This window comes from Gilliamella sp. ESL1225, assembly GCF_058502635.1.
Map to the genome: position 1 here is coordinate 1,727,252 of NZ_CP196358.1, position 20,996 is coordinate 1,748,247.

Annotated in this window: 19 protein-coding genes; 16 read left to right on the forward strand and 3 right to left on the reverse strand. The window is 34.7% G+C overall.

Annotated features, from left to right (window positions below; translation table 11 throughout):
* The first annotated feature begins 5 nt into the window (after positions 1–5).
* From panF to ruvC, 6 genes are all read left to right on the forward strand, one after another.
* Positions 6–1,457 carry a sodium/pantothenate symporter gene (gene panF / locus ACSYSW_RS07895; RefSeq protein WP_491706058.1) on the forward strand — a complete coding sequence of 484 codons (1,452 nt, stop codon included), beginning with the start codon at positions 6–8 and terminating at the stop codon, positions 1,455–1,457.
* Positions 1,432–2,298, forward strand: a complete 867-nt coding sequence (gene prmA / locus ACSYSW_RS07900) for a 50S ribosomal protein L11 methyltransferase (RefSeq protein WP_491705575.1) — start codon at positions 1,432–1,434, stop codon at positions 2,296–2,298. Before panF ends, prmA begins: the two co-directional genes overlap by 26 nt.
* Before the next feature lie 35 nt (positions 2,299–2,333).
* On the forward strand, positions 2,334–3,341 hold the full coding sequence (dusB, locus tag ACSYSW_RS07905; protein WP_491705574.1) for a tRNA dihydrouridine synthase DusB: 1,008 nt from the start codon (positions 2,334–2,336) through the stop codon (positions 3,339–3,341).
* 7 nt (positions 3,342–3,348) lie between these two features.
* On the forward strand, positions 3,349–3,645 hold the full coding sequence (gene fis, locus ACSYSW_RS07910) for a DNA-binding transcriptional regulator Fis (RefSeq protein WP_491705573.1): 297 nt from the start codon (positions 3,349–3,351) through the stop codon (positions 3,643–3,645).
* Positions 3,646–3,928: 283 nt separating this feature from the next.
* The gene (locus tag ACSYSW_RS07915; RefSeq protein WP_491705572.1) at positions 3,929–4,672 is read left to right on the forward strand and encodes a YebC/PmpR family DNA-binding transcriptional regulator; all 744 of its coding nucleotides are present in this window, start codon (positions 3,929–3,931) and stop codon (positions 4,670–4,672) included.
* On the forward strand, positions 4,672–5,160 hold the full coding sequence (gene ruvC / locus ACSYSW_RS07920) for a crossover junction endodeoxyribonuclease RuvC (protein ID WP_491705571.1): 489 nt from the start codon (positions 4,672–4,674) through the stop codon (positions 5,158–5,160). The genes ACSYSW_RS07915 and ruvC overlap by 1 nt, the downstream gene beginning before the upstream one ends.
* 305 nt (positions 5,161–5,465) lie before the next feature.
* On the opposite strand, the gene ACSYSW_RS07925 is transcribed toward ruvC, so the two are convergent.
* Together ACSYSW_RS07925 and ACSYSW_RS07930 are read right to left on the reverse strand one after the other, a co-directional pair.
* Positions 5,466–8,672 carry an efflux RND transporter permease subunit gene (locus ACSYSW_RS07925; RefSeq protein ID WP_491705570.1) on the reverse strand — a complete coding sequence of 1,069 codons (3,207 nt, stop codon included), beginning with the start codon at positions 8,670–8,672 and terminating at the stop codon, positions 5,466–5,468.
* An 18-nt stretch (positions 8,673–8,690) separates the two neighbouring features.
* Positions 8,691–10,013: an efflux RND transporter periplasmic adaptor subunit gene (locus ACSYSW_RS07930; RefSeq protein ID WP_491705569.1), complete on the reverse strand. Its 1,323-nt coding sequence runs from the start codon at positions 10,011–10,013 to the stop codon at positions 8,691–8,693.
* Positions 10,014–10,350: 337 nt separating this feature from the next.
* Between ACSYSW_RS07930 and zipA the strand changes: the two genes are divergently transcribed.
* From zipA to thmT, 4 genes are all read left to right on the forward strand, one after another.
* On the forward strand, positions 10,351–11,322 hold the full coding sequence (gene zipA / locus ACSYSW_RS07935; RefSeq protein ID WP_491705568.1) for a cell division protein ZipA: 972 nt from the start codon (positions 10,351–10,353) through the stop codon (positions 11,320–11,322).
* A 285-nt stretch (positions 11,323–11,607) separates the two neighbouring features.
* On the forward strand, positions 11,608–13,689 hold the full coding sequence (gene ligA, locus ACSYSW_RS07940) for an NAD-dependent DNA ligase LigA (protein ID WP_491706057.1): 2,082 nt from the start codon (positions 11,608–11,610) through the stop codon (positions 13,687–13,689).
* 102 nt (positions 13,690–13,791) lie between these two features.
* A complete protein-coding gene (gene luxS, locus ACSYSW_RS07945; RefSeq protein WP_491705567.1) occupies positions 13,792–14,307 on the forward strand; it encodes an S-ribosylhomocysteine lyase in 516 nt (171 codons plus the stop codon).
* Between the two features lie 35 nt (positions 14,308–14,342).
* The gene (thmT, locus tag ACSYSW_RS07950; RefSeq protein ID WP_491705566.1) at positions 14,343–14,531 is read left to right on the forward strand and encodes a 2-hydroxymuconate tautomerase; all 189 of its coding nucleotides are present in this window, start codon (positions 14,343–14,345) and stop codon (positions 14,529–14,531) included.
* Between the two features lie 74 nt (positions 14,532–14,605).
* On the opposite strand, the gene ribA is transcribed toward thmT, so the two are convergent.
* The gene (gene ribA / locus ACSYSW_RS07955) at positions 14,606–15,220 is read right to left on the reverse strand and encodes a GTP cyclohydrolase II (protein WP_491705565.1); all 615 of its coding nucleotides are present in this window, start codon (positions 15,218–15,220) and stop codon (positions 14,606–14,608) included.
* A 108-nt stretch (positions 15,221–15,328) separates the two neighbouring features.
* Here ribA and ACSYSW_RS07960 point away from each other — a divergent pair, with 108 nt between their 5' ends.
* The 6 genes from ACSYSW_RS07960 to ACSYSW_RS07985 all read left to right on the forward strand — a co-directional run bounded on the left by ACSYSW_RS07960 (position 15,329) and on the right by ACSYSW_RS07985 (position 20,839).
* Entirely contained in the window at positions 15,329–16,069 is a 741-nt protein-coding gene (locus tag ACSYSW_RS07960; protein WP_491705564.1) for a phosphatase PAP2 family protein, read from the forward strand.
* A gap of 62 nt (positions 16,070–16,131) precedes the next feature.
* Positions 16,132–16,440: a LapA family protein gene (locus ACSYSW_RS07965; protein ID WP_491705563.1), complete on the forward strand. Its 309-nt coding sequence runs from the start codon at positions 16,132–16,134 to the stop codon at positions 16,438–16,440.
* 9 nt (positions 16,441–16,449) lie between these two features.
* Positions 16,450–17,634 (forward strand): lipopolysaccharide assembly protein LapB, encoded by a 1,185-nt coding sequence (lapB, locus tag ACSYSW_RS07970; protein ID WP_491705562.1) that lies wholly within the window; start codon positions 16,450–16,452, stop codon positions 17,632–17,634.
* Positions 17,635–17,637: 3 nt separating this feature from the next.
* Complete coding sequence (locus ACSYSW_RS07975; RefSeq protein WP_491706239.1) at positions 17,638–18,420, forward strand: TatD family hydrolase; 783 nt, start codon at positions 17,638–17,640, stop codon at positions 18,418–18,420.
* A complete protein-coding gene (locus ACSYSW_RS07980; RefSeq protein ID WP_491706240.1) occupies positions 18,413–19,531 on the forward strand; it encodes a JmjC domain-containing protein in 1,119 nt (372 codons plus the stop codon). Before ACSYSW_RS07975 ends, ACSYSW_RS07980 begins: the two co-directional genes overlap by 8 nt.
* Before the next feature lie 78 nt (positions 19,532–19,609).
* Entirely contained in the window at positions 19,610–20,839 is a 1,230-nt protein-coding gene (locus tag ACSYSW_RS07985) for an MFS transporter (protein WP_491706241.1), read from the forward strand.
* The last annotated feature ends 157 nt before the right edge of the window (positions 20,840–20,996 follow it).

A 20,996-nucleotide genomic window follows, 5' to 3' on the forward strand; every position in this document is an offset into this window, starting at 1 on the left:
TTATGATAAATACTAATATTATTATTCCCTTAATTATTTATTTAATATTTGTTTTTGGTTTATCGATTTACGCTTATGCCAAACGCGAAAAAACCGATCAATTTATGGATTACTTTATTGGTAATCGGACAATGGGTGGGTTTCTTTTAGCAATGACAATTGCTGCAACCTATGCCAGTGCTAGTTCCTTTATAGGTGGTCCTGGAGCTGCGTATAAATATGGTCTTGGTTGGGTGTTATTATCGATAATTCAAGTGCCAGCTGTTCTTGTCACGCTAGGTATTTTAGGCAAAAAATTTGCTATTTTATCACGCAAATATAATGCCATTACGTTAAGCGATATCTTGTATGCTCATTATAAAAGTTATGCTATCGTTTGGTTCGCAAGCATCGCTTTAATTATCGCTTTTATCGGCTCGCTGACTGTTCAATTCGTCGGAGGTGCGAGATTACTCGAATCTTCGGTCGGTATTCCATATAATTTAGGATTACTTATTTTTGGTATCGGCACCGTTATCTATACTGCTTTTGGCGGGTTTAGAGCAAGTATCTTAAATGATGCTTTTCAGGGAATGGTTATGATTATAGGTGCATTATTACTGCTTGTTGCTGTCATCTATGTTGGTGGTGGCATACCAAATATCATGCATCGTTTACAAGAAATGGATCCGGCTTTATTAACACCTGAAGGTGATAATAATTTTATGGATGGTCCTTTTATGGCCTCATTTTGGGTTTTAGTCTGTTTTGGTTTAGTCGGCTTACCTCATACTGCTGTCAGATGTATGGCATTTAAGGAAAGTAAATCACTACATAGGGCTATTATTATTGGCACCATTGTTATTTTTATAATTATGTTAGCTATGCACTTATCTGGCGTGCTTGGGCGAGCAATTATTCCAAATCTAAACGAAGTTGATACCATTTTACCAACGTTAATTATCAATATATTACCGCCTTTTGCTGCCGGGATCTTTTTAGCGGCACCACTCGCTGCAATTATGTCAACCATTAACGCTCAGCTTTTACAACTTTCATCTGTTCTTATAAAAGATCTTTATTTAACTATTAAGCCACCTGCCAAATTAAACGATAAATTATTAACGCGCATCTCAATTGTGATAACTTTTGTTTTTGGTATGATAATAATTGTGACCTCCTGGAATCCGCCTAGCATGATCATTTGGCTAAATATATTAGCTATTGGTGGGCTTGAAGCTGTATTTTTATGGCCTATAATACTTGGACTATATTGGAAAAAGGCTAACGCTCTTGGCGCTTTTTGTTCAATGCTTGCTGGGGCATTGTGTTTTACGTTAATGTCCTATTATAAAATCGATATATTTTCTTTTAAACCAATTATCTCATCATTAATTATTAGCTTAATTGTGTTTATTTTTACAAACCCTATTGGTCAAAAATCAAAAAACGATGCCTTGGATCCAACTAAAAATTAGCTCGACTAACGAACATGCTGAACACATCAGTGACTTATTGCTAGAATCTGGCGCAGTTTCGGTGACTTTTCAAGATACATACGATACCCCCGTATTTGAACCTTTACCTGGCGAAACTAAACTATGGGGTAATACCGATATTGTCGGTCTTTATGAAGCCGATATTGAAATTGAAACATTAAAAAAACAACTTTATCTTGAAAGCTATATTTATAAATTTGAGCAGCTTGAAGATAAAGATTGGGAACGTGAATGGATGGATAATTTTCATCCTATGCAATTTGGTGAAAAATTATGGATTTGCCCAAGTTGGCGAGAAATTCCCGATCCTAATGCCGTTAATGTGATGTTAGATCCCGGTCTTGCCTTTGGTACAGGAACACATCCAACCACAGCACTTTGTTTAACGTGGCTTGAAAGTTTAGATCTTAATAACAAAACTGTTATTGATTATGGTTGCGGTTCTGGTATTTTAGCAATTGCAGCATTAAAGTTAGGTGCCAAAAGAGTTATTGGTATCGATATCGATCCACAGGCTTTGCAAGCTAGTCGTGATAATGCACAGCGTAATCACGTAAGTGAAAAGTTAGATTTATATTTAACGCAAGATATCCCCGCTAATATACTCGCTGATATTTTAGTTGCCAATATTCTTGCTGGACCTTTAAAAGAATTAGAGCCTGCGATTAATCAATTAATAAAACCAAAGGGATTATTAGGTTTATCTGGCATTCTTAGTACTCAATCGACAGCCGTATGCAGCGCCTATAAGCCGCATTTTTATTTAGATCCGCTGGTTGAAAAAGACGACTGGTGTAGAATTACTGGCTATAAATTGTAAAAATTTTATCTTTCTTCTTTTATCTTCAACAAAAAATGCGTAATATAGCCAACCTTAATTTCCTATATATTGGAAATGTGGCATTAAAGAATAAACTTATTGCAGCCCCCATGGCTGGCATTACTGATGCACCTTTTCGTGATTTATGTTTGCGATTTGGTGCAGGCTTAGCAGTGTCAGAGATGTTTTTAGCTAATTCAGACGTTTGGCATACTGAAAAATCAGCATTGCGGCTAGTTACAGCAAATAATGAAGATATTAAAGCTGTGCAAATTGTGGGATCTGATCCCATCGAAATGGCTAAAACCGCTGAATTAAATGCGCATTATGGTGCCCAAATAATTGACATTAATATGGGCTGTCCTGCAAAAAAAGTAAATAAAAAATTGGCTGGATCAGCTTTAATGCAATACCCAGAACTTGTAAAACAAATTTTACAAGAAGTTGTAAGTGCGGTTGATATTCCAGTAACATTAAAAATCCGTACAGGCTGGGATGAACAGCATAAAAATTGTTTAGAGATTGCACAAATTGCGCAAGACTGTGGTATTAAAGCATTGACAATACACGGACGTACTCGCGCTTGTTTATTTAATGGTAATGCTGAATATGAATCCATTAAAAAAGTTAAAGAGCAAGTCAGTATTCCTGTTATTGCAAATGGTGATATTACAACTCCACAACAAGCTAAACAAGTTTTTAAATATACGAATGCTGATGGTATAATGATTGGACGTGGTGCTCAAGGCAGACCTTGGATATTTGAAGAGATTGCTTATTATTTAGAACACGGTCAATTAAAAAAAGAAAAGACAATGAATGAAATTAAGCAAATTATCATTGAGCATTTAGATTCTCTTTATCAATTTTATGGAGAATACAAAGGATTACGTATCGCTAGGAAGCATGTTAGTTGGTATACTAAGAATTATGTTAATAGCGATCATTTTAGGCGCTTATTCAGTGTACTTGATAACACAAGTGAACAAGTTAAAACACTAGAAGCATTTTTTAATCAAATTGAAAACAACACAAAGAGTTAAAAATACTATGTCAGAACAACGCGTTACAGCTGCAGCACTTAAATTTACAACTGTAAACTCACAAGACCAAATAACACAAAAACCTTTACGAGATTCAGTAAAACAAGCTGTTAGAAATTATTTATCACAATTAGATGGCGAAGATCCTAATGACCTTTATGACCTAGTGCTAGCTGAAGTTGAACATCCATTTCTTGATATGATTATGCAATATACTCGTGGTAATCAAACTCGCGCAGCTAATATGTTAGGTATTAACCGTGGAACATTACGCAAAAAACTAAAACAATATGGCATGAGTTAAACCCTAATTTCTCGTTTTATCTTTTTAAAAAAGCGCAATTGATATAATCGCGCTTTTTTAATTTTAGTTATAAGGTATTATTACAAAATAAATTGTTATTGAATTCGATTATTATTTGTTAAATTCTTCTCTATTTTTATTGCCATTTATTTGATAATTTTTTACTAATTAAGATAAATAAAATAGTAATTTTGTTCTAGATGGATTTTGATATTAATAATGAATTTATCACTTAATTTTGTTAAAATGCGGCGATTTTAAATTTTTTATTCTGGAGAATTTTATGGCAGGTCATAGTAAGTGGGCCAATACCAAACACCGTAAAGCAGCGCAAGATGCAAAACGCGGTAAAATTTTTACTAAAATTATTCGTGAACTTGTTACTGCCGCCAAAATTGGTGGAGGCGATCCAGCGTCTAATCCTCGTTTACGAGCAGCTATGGACAAAGCCTTATCAAATAATATGACACGAGATACCATGAATCGCGCAATTGCTCGCGGTGTCGGTGGCGAAGATGATAGCAATATGGAAACTATCATTTACGAAGGCTATGGTCCTGCAGGAACCGCGGTAATGGTTGAATGTTTAAGTGATAATCGTAATCGAACCGTTTCGGAAGTTCGTCATGCCTTTACAAAAACAGGTGGTAATCTTGGAACAGATGGCTCAGTCTCTTACCTATTTACTAAAAAAGGCGTTATCTCATATCCTGCAGGTACTGATGAAGATAAGTTAATGGATGCTGCATTGGAAGCTGGCGCTGATGATATTGTCACTTATGATGATGGTGCAATGGATGTTTTTACAAGCCCTGAATTATTTGGCGAAATAAAAGATGCCTTAGATGCAACAGGTATCGTTGCTGAAGCAGCTGAAGTTTCAATGATTCCTGCAACTAAAGTTGATTTAGATATTGAATCTGCACCAAAATTATTGCGTTTAATTGATATGTTAGAAGATTGTGATGATGTACAAGAAGTTTATCACAATGGCGAAGTGTCAGACGAGGTTGCTGCAACACTCTAATGTCAATTATCCTTGGTATCGACCCCGGTTCACGTTTGACTGGATATGGCATAATCCGTCAAACTGGCCGTCAATTGACCTATCTTGGTAGTGGTTGTATTCGTACACAAGTTGATGATTTACCGTCTCGATTAAAACGCATTTATGCCGGCGTTTCCGAAATTATCTTACAATTTAACCCAGACATGTTTGCTATCGAACAAGTTTTTATGGCGCGAAATGCCGATTCTGCTCTTAAATTAGGGCAAGCAAGAGGCGCCGCTATTGTTGCTGCTGTTAATCAAGATTTACCGGTATTTGAATATGCAGCAAGACTTGTTAAACAAAGTGTTGTTGGCACTGGTGCTGCTGATAAAAAGCAAGTGCAACATATGGTGAAATTATTATTAAAACTTCCCGCTAGTCCACAAGCTGATGCTGCTGATGCACTAGCAATTGCAATTACGCACGCACATATAGGGTATTTTAATTTAAATAAAAAAAGTTAAAATGCATTTTGCCAATTTTTAAACTTGTAAGTGATTTTATAAAGCTAAAACTCAGCGATTATCCTACCCTCATTTACCTGCGCTGTAAAACTCAATTCTTACACAAAGAAAATAATAAGTATTTATGCAATAACTTAGATTTGATTTCGCCAAAAATATGAGTTTATTAATGTTAGCAATGACTGAAGATTGAAATGAACTGCATAAAAAAGCACTGAATTGAAGTCACATTTTAACCTTAATAAATCTCAAATGTAACTTTTATCAGTGCTTTTTATCCGTATTTTTTAACTAATACTATTAACTTAGTTTTTATGTTCTATTGTTGCTTTTTCTGGTTCTGCCTCAGTTGGATTTTTAGCTAAGAATTTATTCACTAATACATAGAACAATGGAATATAAAATATCGTTAAGAAAGTACCTGTGAACATACCACCAATAACACCCGTACCTACCGCATTTTGACTTGCAGAGCCAGCACCTGTATTTAAGGCTAATGGTAATACACCTAAAATAAAGGCAAATGAAGTCATTAAAATTGGACGTAAACGTAAACGACATGCTTCTAATATTGCATCTATTAACGATTTATGTTGTTTTTCATAAGACTCTTTAGCAAATTCTACAATCAAAATCGCATTTTTGGCGGTTAGTCCCATCGTCGTTAATAAACCTACGATAAAGTAAATATCGTTGTCTAAGCCTCTTGACATAGTTGCATAAACCGTACCAATAATACCTAATGGTAAAACAAACAGAACAGAAATCGGCACACTCCAACTTTCATATAAAGCGGCTAACGCCAAGAATATAACAATAACTGAAATAATATATAAAGTTGTTGTTTGTGATCCTGTTTGGCGTTCTTGATAAGAAAGGTCCGTCCAGTCGTAGGTAAAGCCTGCTGGTAGATTTTTAGATAATTCTTCCATCATTGCCATAGCTTCCCCTGAGCTTTTGCCAGGAGCTGCGGAGCCCGTAATACCCATTGCAGAAACACCATCATAACGTATTAAAGCCGGTGAACCATACGTTTTAGTTGTTGTTGCAACAGCATCATAAGGTACCATTTCACCATAGCTATTTTTTACATTCCAGAAACTAAAGTCTTCTGGCAACATTCGATAAGGTGCAGCAGATTGTAAATATACTTTTTTGACTCGGTTGTTATAAACAAAATCATCAATATATGCAGAGCCAAGCGCTGTCGACAGCACGGTATTGACTGAACTTACTGAGACGCCTAATGCTTGAGCTGTTTCAAAATCAACATTAATTTTATACTGCGGCTCATCGAGCATACTTGATGGTCTAACATTAATTAAGCCAGTTTTTTCACTATTGCTTGCCATAGATAACATTTGGAAAAAGGCTTGTAGTAAAGCTTCGTGACCTTGTGAACCACTATCTTTTAACATATAAGAAAAGCCGTCTGCATTTCCTAATGAGATTATTGGAGGTAAATTCATAGCAAAAATATTAGCTTCAGTGAAGGTAGAAAAATAAAGATTCGCTTTACCAACTAATGCATCTACTTTTTGAGAAGGTTTAGAACGTTCTTCCCAATCTTTTAATTTCACAAATGCCATACCCATATTTTGACCACGGCCTTGGAAACTAAATCCCGCAATACTTAATACTTCTTTAACAGCATCGCCTTCTTGATTAAGGTAGAAATCGGAGGCTTTATTTAATACTTTCAGTGTTTGATCAGCAGTGGAACCTGAAGGCAATTGCACAATCATAACAAAAACACCCTGATCTTCATTTGGTAAAAATGAAGTTGGTAAGCGCGTAAAGCCAAAGACTAAAACAATCACAATAACTACATAAGCTATAGAACAAATGAATGGCTCGCGTATAACCTTAATCACGCCTTTTTCATAACGCACTAAGCAAGAATTATAAAATTTATTGAACCATTTGAAAACAAATTGCGAAATAGCCGAAAACCAACTAAATGGAGGATATTTTATTAATTTTTGCGCCAATGTTGGTTTCGTATCTTTATCATGTGCTTTTAAGATTTGAGTACAAAGTGCAGGTGTTAAAATAATCGCCATTAAAACGGAAAGGCACATTGATGTTACAATCGTAATTGAAAACTGACGATATATTCCCCCTGCTGCGCCACCGTAAAATGCCATTGGCACAAATACTGCTGAAAGGACAACCGCGATACCCACTAAAGCTGGGGTAATTTCTTGCATTGATTTAACCGTTGCGTCATAAGGTGAAAGCCCTTCATCCTTCATAATACGCTCCACATTTTCAATAACAACTATCGCATCATCGACGAGTAACCCAATCGATAAGACCATTGCAAACATAGATAACGTATTAATGGTGAATCCACTAATATATAAAACGGCAAAAGTACCCAGTAAAACAACGGGAACGGTGATGGTTGGAATAAGTGTTGCACGCAGATTTTGTAAAAAGATATACATAACGATAACAACTAAAACAATTGCTTCGATAAGTGTTTCAACCACATTACTGATAGAAAGTTTAACGAAAGGCGTTGTATCATAGGGGAAATCATATTGAATATCATCAGGGAATACTTTAGATAATTCAATTAATTTTGCGTCAACCGCATCAGAGGTATCTAATTGGTTTGCCCCAGTTGCTAAATATATCCCAAGCGCTGCAGAAACTTTACCATTATATTTAGAAATAAAACTATAATCCGATGCACCGATTTCAACAGTCGCAATATCTTTTAAATAAACAGTTGAACCATCAACATTAACGCGAATTAGAATATTTTTAAATTGATCTACAGTTTTCAAACGCGACTGAGCAGTAATTGTTGCATTTAATTCTTGTCCTTTAACATCCGGTAATGCACCTAATTGCCCAGCAGTAACTTGCGCATTTTGTGCTTGTATAGCGGAGGTAATTTCTTCGATTGATAAATTGAAATAATTAAGTTTGTTTGGATCTAACCATATTCGCATGGCATATTCAGAACCAAATAATTGCGTATCGCCAACGCCTTGTACACGTTTTATCGTATCTTGCACATTTGAATAAATAAAGTCAGCAATATCAGCCTTTGTTTTTTCTGGGTTAGTCGATGTAAAAGCCACAACTTTTAAAAAGTTAGTATTACTTTTGGCAACAGACACACCATTTTTTTGGACACTCTCAGGAAGACGAGATTTAATACTTTCTACTTTATTTAATACCTGCACTTGGGCAAAATCGGGATCAGTACCCGGCGCAAATGTTAATACAGTTTCAACAGAACCCGATGAACTACTGGTCGATTTCATATAAAGTAAATTATCGACCCCAGTTAAATTTTGTTCAAGAAGTTGTGTCACTGTATTTTCAATACTTTTTGCATCGGCACCAGGATAAACCGCATTAACCTTAATAGCAGGAGGTGCAATATCAGGATACTGTTCAATTGACATAAATTGGATACACATTGCACCGCCCAGAATCATCATAATTGCGATGACCCAAGCAAAAACAGGGCGATCAATAAAAAACTTAGCCATAATCTGCTGTTCTCCTGATTACTTCATATTATTATTTATTAAAGTATCTAACTGACTTTGCGTTAAAAAGCTGATAGCCTCAGTTGGATATCCTTCAGGTTTTCCTGTAGGTCCCATTTTTGTTTCCTCAACAATTTTCCCTTTGACAATGATATTTTGTCTTTTACCTTCAGGTTTATTTTGTTCAGTCATAGCGGCTTGCTCTGCACTAGATAATTTAAGTAATCCAGAGATAATCACTCTTTCACCTTGATTAATGCCTTTTGTGACTACCCAATATCCTGGTAACCCGGTATAGATTTCAAGCCCAACTCGCGTACTAATTGTATTATCCGCATTTAACACTTTTGCAGTATATTGACCTTGTTGATTACTGGTGATACCGCTTTGTGGAACAACAACCGCATCTTTAATATAACCTAGTGTTAACTGAGGTTTAATAAACATACCCGGTAAAATTTGTGCATCAGGATTTGCAAATTCAGCTCGTAGGGTAATAGTACCTGTTGTTTGATCAACCGACATGTCAGAAAATTTGATATTACCCGCTTCATTGTATTTAGAGCCATCATTAAAATAAATATCGACGTTATCTTCTGTTTTAGGTTCATAGATTACATTTGCATCTTTACGAAATTTATCGTAACGCGTTGCTGCTTCGGTCATATCGACATAAATAGGATCTAATTTTTGTACAACAGCTAAAGGCGTTGTTTGATCAGCTGAAACTAATGCACCTTCGGTAACACTCGACTTACCAATATAACCATCAATAGGAGAATAAACTTTGGTATAACCTAAGTTAACTTTGGCGGTATTTTGATTAGCTTCAGCAACAGCAACACTTGCATCAGCTTGTTGAGCTTCGGCAGAGGCTTTATCGTAATCTTGTTGACTTATAGATTTGGTTTGTAATAGACCTGCATAACGTTTTAATGTTAAATGAGCAATATTAGCACTCGCTTTCGCGCTTGCAACATTGGCGACGGCACTATCATAATTCGCTTGATAAATAGCGGGATCGATTTGATAAAGAGATTGACCCGCTTCTACATTAGAACTTTCAGTAAATTCGCGTTTTAGAATAATTCCGCCTACTTGAGGTCTAATTTCTGCTACTTGTGATGCGACAACACGTGCAGGTAATGCAACTTTAATCGTATATGTTAATGGTTTTATTTCAAAAACTTTTATAGGTACTTGCTTTACAATTGTATTGGCGTCATTGCCATTTTGTTGCGCTGTATCATTTTGAGAATTATTATCACAACCAGCCAAGACAAAAACGCTTGAAAAAACAAGCGGCAACATTAAAGTAGGAAAGAATTTATTAGATCTCATATCAAAAACGCCTCAATAAACTTATTAAATATATATTTAAATGACAATAGGTTTCGTTACAATGAAGCTGGAATTTTACAGAAAATAATTTATAAATGTAAGTCACATTCAATGTTATAGCACAGAGTTCTAAAAATAAAAAATTGTATTGATGATTATGATTATTGTTAGAAATAAAGTAAGATATGAAAACTTTATACACAAAAGGCTATTAAGTTAAAAATTTATTGATCATATTTACAATATCATAAAAGCTGTTTTAACTTATTAACATAAACTACTATAATAGCAACCTTTATTATATAGTAATTAAATAATTTTTTTTGAGATGATTATTATGGATAATTTACGTATTGTTCTAATTGTTGTGGCATCCTTAGTCATTCTAGCCTTATTGATTCATGGTTTTTGGATAAACAAAAAGGAACGTTCTTCATTATTTAATGAAAATAAACATAATGTAAATAACAATAAAAAAGATAACTCACCTTTACAAAATCAATCAAAAAATGATGTAGATTCTCCATCATTGTCTCAATATAATTCATCGACAAATGCTGACAATCGCACAAAAAAAACTAAAACAATTATCATAGATGAATCAGTTATGGACTATGTCGAACCCGATCGTCCACGCCAGCATGACCTCTTTGCAAATTCTACCTTTGAGGATGATCAACCTAAATCCGTTAATAGTAGCAATGTAAATATCGGCAATAAAGAATTTATAATTAATGAAAATGAACCTAAAATTCCCACTGATCACCATAACGAATTATTAACAGAGACCGATGAAACTCTGATCATCCCAGTTCATGATGAACAAGGCTCAAGTAGCAATAAACCTAATGAGTTGCCCAAAACCCATATTTCAGAAAAAGTAGAACAGCCTAAAACAGATATTATTATCCTGAATGTCACGGGTTTAAAAGGTGAACTTTTACATGGAGATGTTTTACTAAGTAGTATTATTCAATCAGGTTTTCAATTTGGTGATATGAATATTTTCCACCGTTATTTAGATCCAGCTGGTAATGGTCCTGTTTTATTTAGTTTAGCCAATATGATTCAACCCGGTTATCTCGATCCCGAAACTATGCATGAATTTAAAACTCCCGGCATTTCTATTTTTATGGTTGCGCCAACCGAGGGCAACAATCAACAAAACTTTAAATTAATGTTACAAACAGCCCAGCGCATTGCCGACGATGTAAATGGCGTTGTTTTAGATGATGAACATCGTATGTTAACACCTCAAAAAATTGATAATTACAAAGAAAGAATCAAAAAAGCGAATAATGAATTGTGATTTTATCACTTTTGATTAAATTTCTTGAAAATCGTGCTGTTTTCAGCCGAAATTAATGATATCAATATCATATTTATTAACAAACCGCTAATTATTAGCGGTTTATATATTAGGGATTGCAATCCTAAACCCTTTTATTGCTTCACAGTATATTTGCGTTTTTGTGGTAATACGTTTTATTAATAATGTGTTTTTATATATTAAATGGTATTTATTGCTTCGCAGCTAAGCTAGATGAGTTAGGGGCTAACTAATTTATGTGTAAAAGGCAAAATCATGACACAAATGAATCTAACCACAAATCAAATAGAATCATCTAAATCATTAAACAAAATTGAAAAAACCTTATCAAACTTGCGTCATGTAATACGTGAGCATGAGTATAATTATTATGTTTTAGATGCACCAACAATTCCCGACGCAGAATATGATAAATTAATTAAACAATTACAGGAACTTGAAGCACAATATCCTAATCTAATTATTGCAGATTCACCGACTCAGCGTGTCGGTGGCACTCCTTTATCCTCGTTTACAACCGTTCATCATGAAATACCAATGTTATCGTTAGATAATGTGTTCGATGAATCGTCTTTTTTAGCATTTGATAAACGCGTAAAAGAACGTTTACATTTACAGGAGCAACAATCGATTGAGTATTGTTGTGAATTAAAATTAGACGGATTAGCTGTCAGTATATTATATGAAAATGGACAATTTATTCGGGCATCAACCCGTGGCGATGGAACAACTGGCGAAGATATTACCGCTAATGTTAAAACAATTAAAGTCATTCCTTTAGTTCTTTTAGGCGAAAATATTCCATCAAGACTGGAAGTACGTGGCGAAGTTTTTATGACACATAAAGGATTTGAACAATTAAACAATAATGCTAAAAAACACGATCAAAAAATCTTTGCAAATCCACGTAATGCAGCAGCAGGTTCATTAAGACAATTAGATCCTAAAATCACAGCTAAAAGACCTTTAACCTTTTTTTGTTATGGCATTGGTATTGCCGAAAATGCCGATCTTCCTAATACACATTATGATCGTTTAATGCAATTGAAAAAATGGGGGCTACCAGTTAGTCATAAAGTTCAATTACGTGAAGGTGCAAAACAAGCCATTGATTATTTTAAACATATCAATCAAGAAAGGATGTCACTTGATTTTGATATAGATGGCGTTGTCATTAAAGTTAATGCAATTGCGCAACAACAAGAATTAGGCTTTGTTGCCAGATCTCCGAGGTGGGCAATTGCTTATAAATTTCCTGCACAAGAGGAAATCACCCAATTATTAAAAGTGGATTTCCAAGTTGGCAGAACAGGTGCAATTACACCGGTGGCAAGATTAGAGCCAGTTTCGGTTGCTGGTGTTATTGTAAGTAATGCCACATTACATAATAATGATGAAATAGAACGGCTAGGTATTCGTATTTCTGATTACGTCACTATTCGTCGAGCTGGTGATGTTATACCGCAAATTACATCTGTCATTTTAGATAAACGACCCAATGATAGTGAAGCGATTATTTTCCCGACACATTGCCCTATTTGTGGATCGTTGATTATTCGCGATGAAGGTCAAGCTATATCTCGCTGCTCAGGTGGACTATTTTGCCCTGCTCAACGTAAAGAAGCGTTGAAACATTTTGTTTCAAGAAAAGCCATGGATATTGATGGTTTAGGTGATCGTATCATTGAACAACTGGTTGATAAAGATTATGTTCATACCCCTGCCGATCTCTATAAACTGACTAAACCATTGCTTTGCAGTTTAGACAAAGTGGGCGAAAAATTAGCTCAAAATCTATTAAATTCATTAGAAAAATCCAAAAACACGACATTAAATCGTTTTATTTATGCGCTTGGTATTCCAAATGTCGGCGAAGTTACAGCTGAGAATTTGGTCAATCAATTAGGTGATTTGACAGATATTCAAAACACGAGTTTAGAAGAACTACAAACCGTTAATGATATTGGCGTTGTTATTGCCGAAAGTATTCAAAACTTTTTTAAAGAACCACATAATCGTGATGTTATTAATCAATTAATAAGTCCGGAAATAGGTATACATTGGGCTAAACCGATTTTAGCTACAAATCCCCCTTTAATGGATTCATTATTTACCGGTAAAACAATCGTATTAACGGGTAGCTTAACACACTTAACGCGCGACGAAGCGAAAGAAAAACTTAAACAACTGGGTGGTAAAGTAACAGGTAGTGTATCAAAAAATACCGATATGCTCATTGCTGGCGAAGCGGCTGGCTCTAAATTAACAAAAGCGCAGCAGTTAGGGATTCAAGTGATCGATGAACAAGAATTAATAAATGAATTAACTAAACATCATTTATATTAGATAACATAGTATAAAAAAAAGTTTTATACGAAAAATTATCATTGTTACATTTGTTAATATTGCTAATATATTAGCTTTAAAAATGTGTAAAAGGAAAATCTTATGCCATTACTCGATAGCTTTAAAGTTGATCATACCAAAATGAAAGCCCCTTTTGTCCGCATTGCAAAAAAAATGCAAACGCCAAAAGGAGATGATATCACTGTCTTTGATCTTCGTTTTACCATTCCAAACAAAGATCAATTGCCTGAAAAAGGTATTCATACTTTAGAACATCTTTTTGCAGGATTTATGCGAGATCATCTTAATAGCAAAAATGTGGAAATTATTGATATTTCGCCAATGGGATGCCGAACAGGGTTCTATATGAGCTTAATTGGTCAACCTGACGAAAAAACCGTTGCCGATGCTTGGTTAAAAGCTATGCAAGATATCTTAACGGTTAAATCACAAAAAGAAATTCCCGAACTCAATGAATATCAATGTGGTACTTATAAAATGCATTCGTTAGATGAAGCTAAAGCCATTGCAAGCAAAATTATCGAATCCAAAATTGGCGTGTGTCATAATGATGAAATTGCTTTAACAGACGAACAATTACAGAAAATTAATGCTTAAAATTTTATAAGCCTAATTTATTGGGAGCCTAAGTTATGCCAAATGTTATTATTGATTTTCTTGAAGGACGCACTATTGAACAAAAAAGAGAAATGGTGAAACGTGTTACTGACGCCATTAGTGAAACGCTTAATTGCCCTGCGCAGGCTGTGCAAATTATTATTCATGAAATTAGTAAAGATCAAATTGCCAATGCTGGCGTTTTGAAATGCGATCAAGATTAAAGATCCCTAGAAAAATATTAATTTCAAATTAGGATCTCTAAATGAGATCCTTTTTAACAGCAACAAAAATAAGCTTATTTATGCTGATTATGTCCAGAATGTAAATGCAATAAATGCCCCATTTTAGATGCTTTCGTTGCTAAATAATGCTCATTATTCGGATTTTCACCGACTTCTAACGGTACACGTTCAGTTATTTTAATCCCCGCGTCAGATAATACTTCAATCTTCTTAGGATTATTGGTTAATAAACGGATTTGCGAAACACCCAATAATTCAAGCATATCAGCACACAGTGTAAAATCTCGTTCATCAGCGGCAAATCCTAGCTTTAGATTCGCCTCAACGGTATCTAAACCTTGATCTTGTAGAGCGTAAGCTCGAATTTTATTTAACAAACCAATATTACGCCCTTCCTGACGATGATAAAGTAAAATACCCCTACCTTGTTTGGCAATTTGTTCGAGTGCGGCTTGCAGTTGAAAACCACAATCACAGCGCAAACTAAATAAAGCATCCCCGGTTAAACATTCTGAATGAACACGCGTTAATACCGGTTCATCACCTGATATATCCCCAAAAATCAGCGCAACATGCTCTTTACCGGAGTTTAATTCTTCAAATCCCACCATCAAAAACTCCCCCCAAGGGGTTGGTAATTTTGCTTGAGCAATTTTTTTTAATTGCATTATTCTCTCCACCGAAAATTTAACGCATATAAATTTATTTATTAACGTTAATTATCTATTCTTATCTATGTTAAAATAATAAAATTCCTGCTTCGATAGGTTAAATGGATGGCACTTATTTTAAAAAAGACGTTAGTATTATTAATCATCTTATTAGTGATACCTATTTTTATTCTTTATATAAAATGGTATTGGAGCCCAGAGTCTTTAACTTCTATCTCACATTATTTATTTTGGATCACACAAAGTGCAGGTAAACCCTACGCGCTTGTAACATCTATCCTCTTTTTTGTATTATTTTGCATATTACTACCTAGCCTAACAAAAAGAAAGTTTCTTATACTTAGCATAATTTTAGTTGGAGCCATATTAAGCGGCATCATCATTAAAAGTGGATTGAAAAATTACATAGCAGAATCGCGTCCTTTCGTTTTATGGATCAAAGACGAATATCATATTGATGATAAATTATTTTATTCACTATCTAAAAAAGAAAGGCAAGCGCTTATTCAACAAACAGTCAGCCGAGCGACCATACCAAAATGGTTAAATAAACATTGGCAAAATGAAGTTAATTATTCTTTTCCATCAGGGCATATTATTTTTGCAACAACATGGGCTTTTTTAGCTTTATTCTTACTCAATTTTAGAAAACACTATTTAGTAATTTCAGCAATCATATCTTGGTCAATTTTGATTGAAATTAGCCGTTTACTTTTAGGTATGCATAATCCTTATGATGTTATTTCGGCGGTCATAATGGCGTGGTTAATTTCGTTAATCAGTTATTTTTGCGCTAATAAATATCATATAGTAGAATCAGATTTAAATCACATACTGAAAAAATGATAATGATCGACTAATTATCAATTCAGATATTGTTAATCAGACAATAACTACAGGTCAACATTATGAAATTCGTTGTTTTAATATTCATTATTATTCTGTTTGCTATCGCAATTACAGTGGGTGCAAGCAATGATCAAATTGTTACATTTAATTATTTAATTGACGAAATAACCTCTCGCTTATCGACACTTTTAGCCATTTTCTTTGGTAGTGGTTTTTTACTTGGCTGGATTTTAACGAGTTTTTTCTTATTAAAAACAAAATTTCAATTAAAATCTGCCCAGCATAAATTAAATAAATTACAAAAGAAAAATGAAGAAGATAATGCTGAATTGCAAAAAATTCGATTAACATCGACTCAGTCGCAATAACAAAATCCTATGTTTGAATTGTTATTTTTACTTCTTCCTGTCGCTGCCGGTTATGGTTGGTATATGGGGAGCCGTAATGCTAGGCAAAAATACCATAATGAATCGAATAAACTCTCGCGCGAGTATGTCGATGGTCTCAACTTTCTTTTGTCAAATCAAAAAGACAAAGCCGTTGATCTATTTTTAGATATGCTAAAAGAAGATGACGGCACAATTGAAGCACATCTGACTTTAGGCAATCTTTTTCGTTCTCGTGGTGAAGTCGATAGAGCTATCAGAATCCATCAGGCCTTAATGGAAAGTGCTTCATTATCTTTTGAACAGCGCCTTTTAGCCATTCAAGAATTAGGGCGGGATTATATGGCAGCCGGTTTATATGATCGCGCCGAAGAAATGTTTTTACATTTAATCGATGAAGAAGACTTTCAACAATATGCATTAACACAATTAATTACTATCTACCAATCAACAAGTGAATGGCAAAATGCCATTAGTGCTGCCAATAAATTAGTTAAGGCTGGTAAAACTAAATATAATAAAAATATTGCTCAATTTTATTGTGAATTAGCTTCACTCGCTATTGCAAACGATGATTTAGATAAAGCATATAACTTATTACAAAAATCTGCCAATGCCGATAATAACTGCGCCCGCACATCGCTTATGGTTGGTCGGGTACTTATGGCGCAAAACAAATTACCGCAAGCAATTACGTATTTTGAACAAATCCTACAGCAAGATAAAAATTTTATTAACGAAGCCTTACCTTTTTTAAAAGAATGCTATACAAAATTGGATAACAATACCGAATTGATGGCATTTTTAAAATTATGTGTCGAACAAGATACAGGAAGTAGCGCAGAATTAATGTTAGCTGACGAAATTGAACAGCAAAAAGGCTTGGATTCGGCGCAAAATTATATCTATCGAGAACTTATCAAACATCCTAATTTAAAAGGATTTTATCGATTAATGAATTATCATTTAGCCGATGCCGAAGCAGGTCGTGCTAAAGAAAGCCTATTATTATTAAAAAATATGGTCGGCGAACAAATAAAAAATGTCCCTAACTATCGTTGCCAACAATGTGGGCTAACGGTCAATACACTTTATTGGCTTTGCCCAGCTTGTCGTTCATGGGCAACAATAAAACCCATTCGAGATTTCGAATCTCATGCTAATAAAAAAGAGTAAATTATGTTTTTAATTGATTCACATTGTCACTTAGATACATTAGATTTTAACCAACAATCCCTCGATGACATTATTCAAGAAGCGAAACAAAATAACGTCAAACATTGTTTAAGTGTAGCAACGACGTTATCTGGTTATCAATCAATGCGTCAAACCCTATCACCTTATGAGAAATACCTTTCTTATTCGTGTGGTATCCATCCTCTAAATATTCTCGATGAAGAATTTAATGAAACACTTTTTAATGAATTAGCAAGTCAGCAAGGTGTTGTGGCTTTAGGCGAAACAGGACTTGATTATTACTATGATCACGAGACAACTCATCTTCAACAGGCATTATTTCGTAAACATATTCAGCTTGGTAAGCAACTTAAAAAACCTGTCATCGTTCATACACGTAATGCAAGACAAGATACCTTGACAATATTAAAAGAAGAAGACGTCTACTCGGGCGTATTACATTGCTTTACCGAAGATTTAGACACAGCCAAACAATTATTAGATCTTGGTTTTTATATTTCATTCTCAGGCATTATAACCTTTAAAAATGCACAATCCATTCGTGATGTTGCCCGTTATATTCCGCTTGATCGTATCCTTATTGAAACCGATTCGCCTTATTTAGCACCGGTACCCTATCGCGGTAAACAAAATAAACCCGCATATGTGCGCCACGTAGCGACCTATCTTGCGGCATTAAAAGATGAAAGTTTAGAGACCATTGCTAAACAAACCACCCATAATTTTTGTCAATTATTTAATCTTCAAGGAGATCTAAGTGAATAATCAATTAACAATCAACTGGCAAGATTTTTTAAGTAATTATTGGCAAAAAAAACCGGTTTTATTACGTAAAGCCTGGCACAATTTTATTGATCCTATCACGCCTGATGAATTGGCAGGTCTGGCAATGGAGCCTGAATTAGATAGTCGTATCGTCAGTAATAAAAATGGTAAGTGGGATGCAAAATTTGGTCCTTTTACAAATTTCGATAATTTAGGTCAACAAAATTGGAGCTTACTTGTTCAAGCCGTTGATCATTGGCACAGTGAAGCAGCGACATTACTAAAACCTTTTAATGTTTTACCACATTGGCAATTTGAAGATCTTATGATCTCGTATGCAACAAAAGACGCGGGAGTTGGACCTCATATCGATAATTATGACGTTTTTATTATTCAAGGTATGGGCAGTCGACGATGGCGGGTTGGGGATCGCAATGATAATTATGAACAATTTAGCGCCCATAAAGCGTTACTGCATGTCAAAGATTTCACCCCTATTATTGATGAAATCCTGACTGCAGGTGATATGCTTTATATCCCGCTCGGTTGCCCTCATGATGGCGTTTCATTAGGTGAATCACTAAGCTATTCCGTCGGTTTTAGAACGCAATCATCTCAAGAGATGCTAAGCAGTTTTGCCGATTACATTATTGATAATTTACCTAACGGCATTTTTTACCAAGATCCGACTTTGCAATTATCGAACGATCCAAGCCGGTTAGAGCAAAGAGAATTGCAACAATTGCAAAATCACATGATAAAACTTATTCAAACACCTGAGCTATTTCATGATTGGTTTGGCAAACATATTACCGTGCCAATGCACGAATTAGACATTGTCGTCCCTGAGCCAGAATATGAATATGATGAATTTTTACAACGATTTCAATCAGGTGAACCTTTGCATAAGGTTAATAGTATTCGCATCGTTAAAATTCAAGATCAAGGTTATATTCATGGCGAAATCATCCCTTTAGAAATGCAACTTATCGATGATCTAACATTAACGTCCACAATAATTTATAACAAATCAATCAATAAAAAAAATCTGCAAGGATTGTTGGCACTTGTTAACAAAGGTTATTTATATTTTGATGATACTGAGGCATAACATCGAAGATGTATGAATTATCCTCATTAAAAATTAAGATCAACAGGTGAATAAAACATAAATTAACTTGAGGTAAAAATGAAGACAGACCAAAATATCCGTCATGTACAGCAGTCTATTACCCCTTATCAAAAGAAAACTCTATTCGCATCAACGATAGGTTATGCCCTCGATGGCATGGACTTAATGATTTTAGGCTTTTGTTTTCCTCTTATCGCTCTCTCATTAAATTTAGATCTCAAGGATCTAGGTACATTAATGTCCACCACATTAATTGGTGCAGTAATAGGAGGCATTGTATTTGGCGTATTAGCCGATAAATATGGTCGTGTAAAAGTTTTTTCATGGTCAATTTTAATATTTTCACTTTTTACTGGACTTTGTGCGATATCACCCAATTATGAATCTTTTTTAATTTTTCGCTTTTTAAGTGGACTTGGCTTAGGTGGCGAATTTGGCATCGGTATGACACTCGTTGCCGAAACATGGGTAAAAGATAAACGCTCAAGAGCAACCGCCATTGTCGCATTAGGATTTCAATTAGGTATCATTCTAGCTTCGCTAACCGTTCATTTTATTGGTGAAAAATATGGCTGGCGATTTGCTTTTGCCGTTGGCGTATTACCCGCCTTATTTGTTGCTTGGACACGACGAGGATTAGCCGAACCCGAAATTTGGCAACAACTGAAAAAACAAAACAAAAATAAAATATCTGTACAAAAACTGTTTAATACTCCTCGTACAGCTTGCATAACTCTCGGATTAATCATTGCATGCACTGTTCAAAATTTTGGTTTTTATGGCTTAATGATTTGGATGCCAAACATGTTTGCTACAGAATTTCATTTACCTTTTAAAGACACCTTATTTTGGACAATATCAACAACGATTGGCATGTCATTAGGGATCCTAATTTTTGGTTGGTTATGTGATAAAGTTGGACGTAAACCCGCTTATATCGTATTTTTATTAGTATCAGCCTTATCCATTTGGATCTATTTTCAACAAACTGATACATTAATATTAATTCTCTTTGGATCGTTTATTGGATTTTTTGTTAATGGCATGATGGGAGGCTATGGAGCCTTATTAGCAGAACATTACCCAACTGATGCACGTTCAAGTGCAGAAAATATTATTTTTAATTTAGGGCGCTGCATCGCTGGTTTATTACAAATGCTCATTGCCTATCTAGCAACGATTTATTCTATAAGCTATGCGCTTGCTTTACTTTCTGCCGCTTACTTAATTTCAGCCTTCGCCTTTGTCCTGTTTATTCCCGAAACAAAAGGCAAGCCCCTCGAATAATTCCTTAAAATATCTGCTATTTTGTAAAACTTTATCGTGTCGGATAAGGTTTTACATTCATCAGCAAATAGCTATTTTTTAAGAATTAATCTGTATTTAAAGGTTGATATTAATCTTATCGGATGATTCTTTTCCTTAATGGTAAAAAAAACAGTTG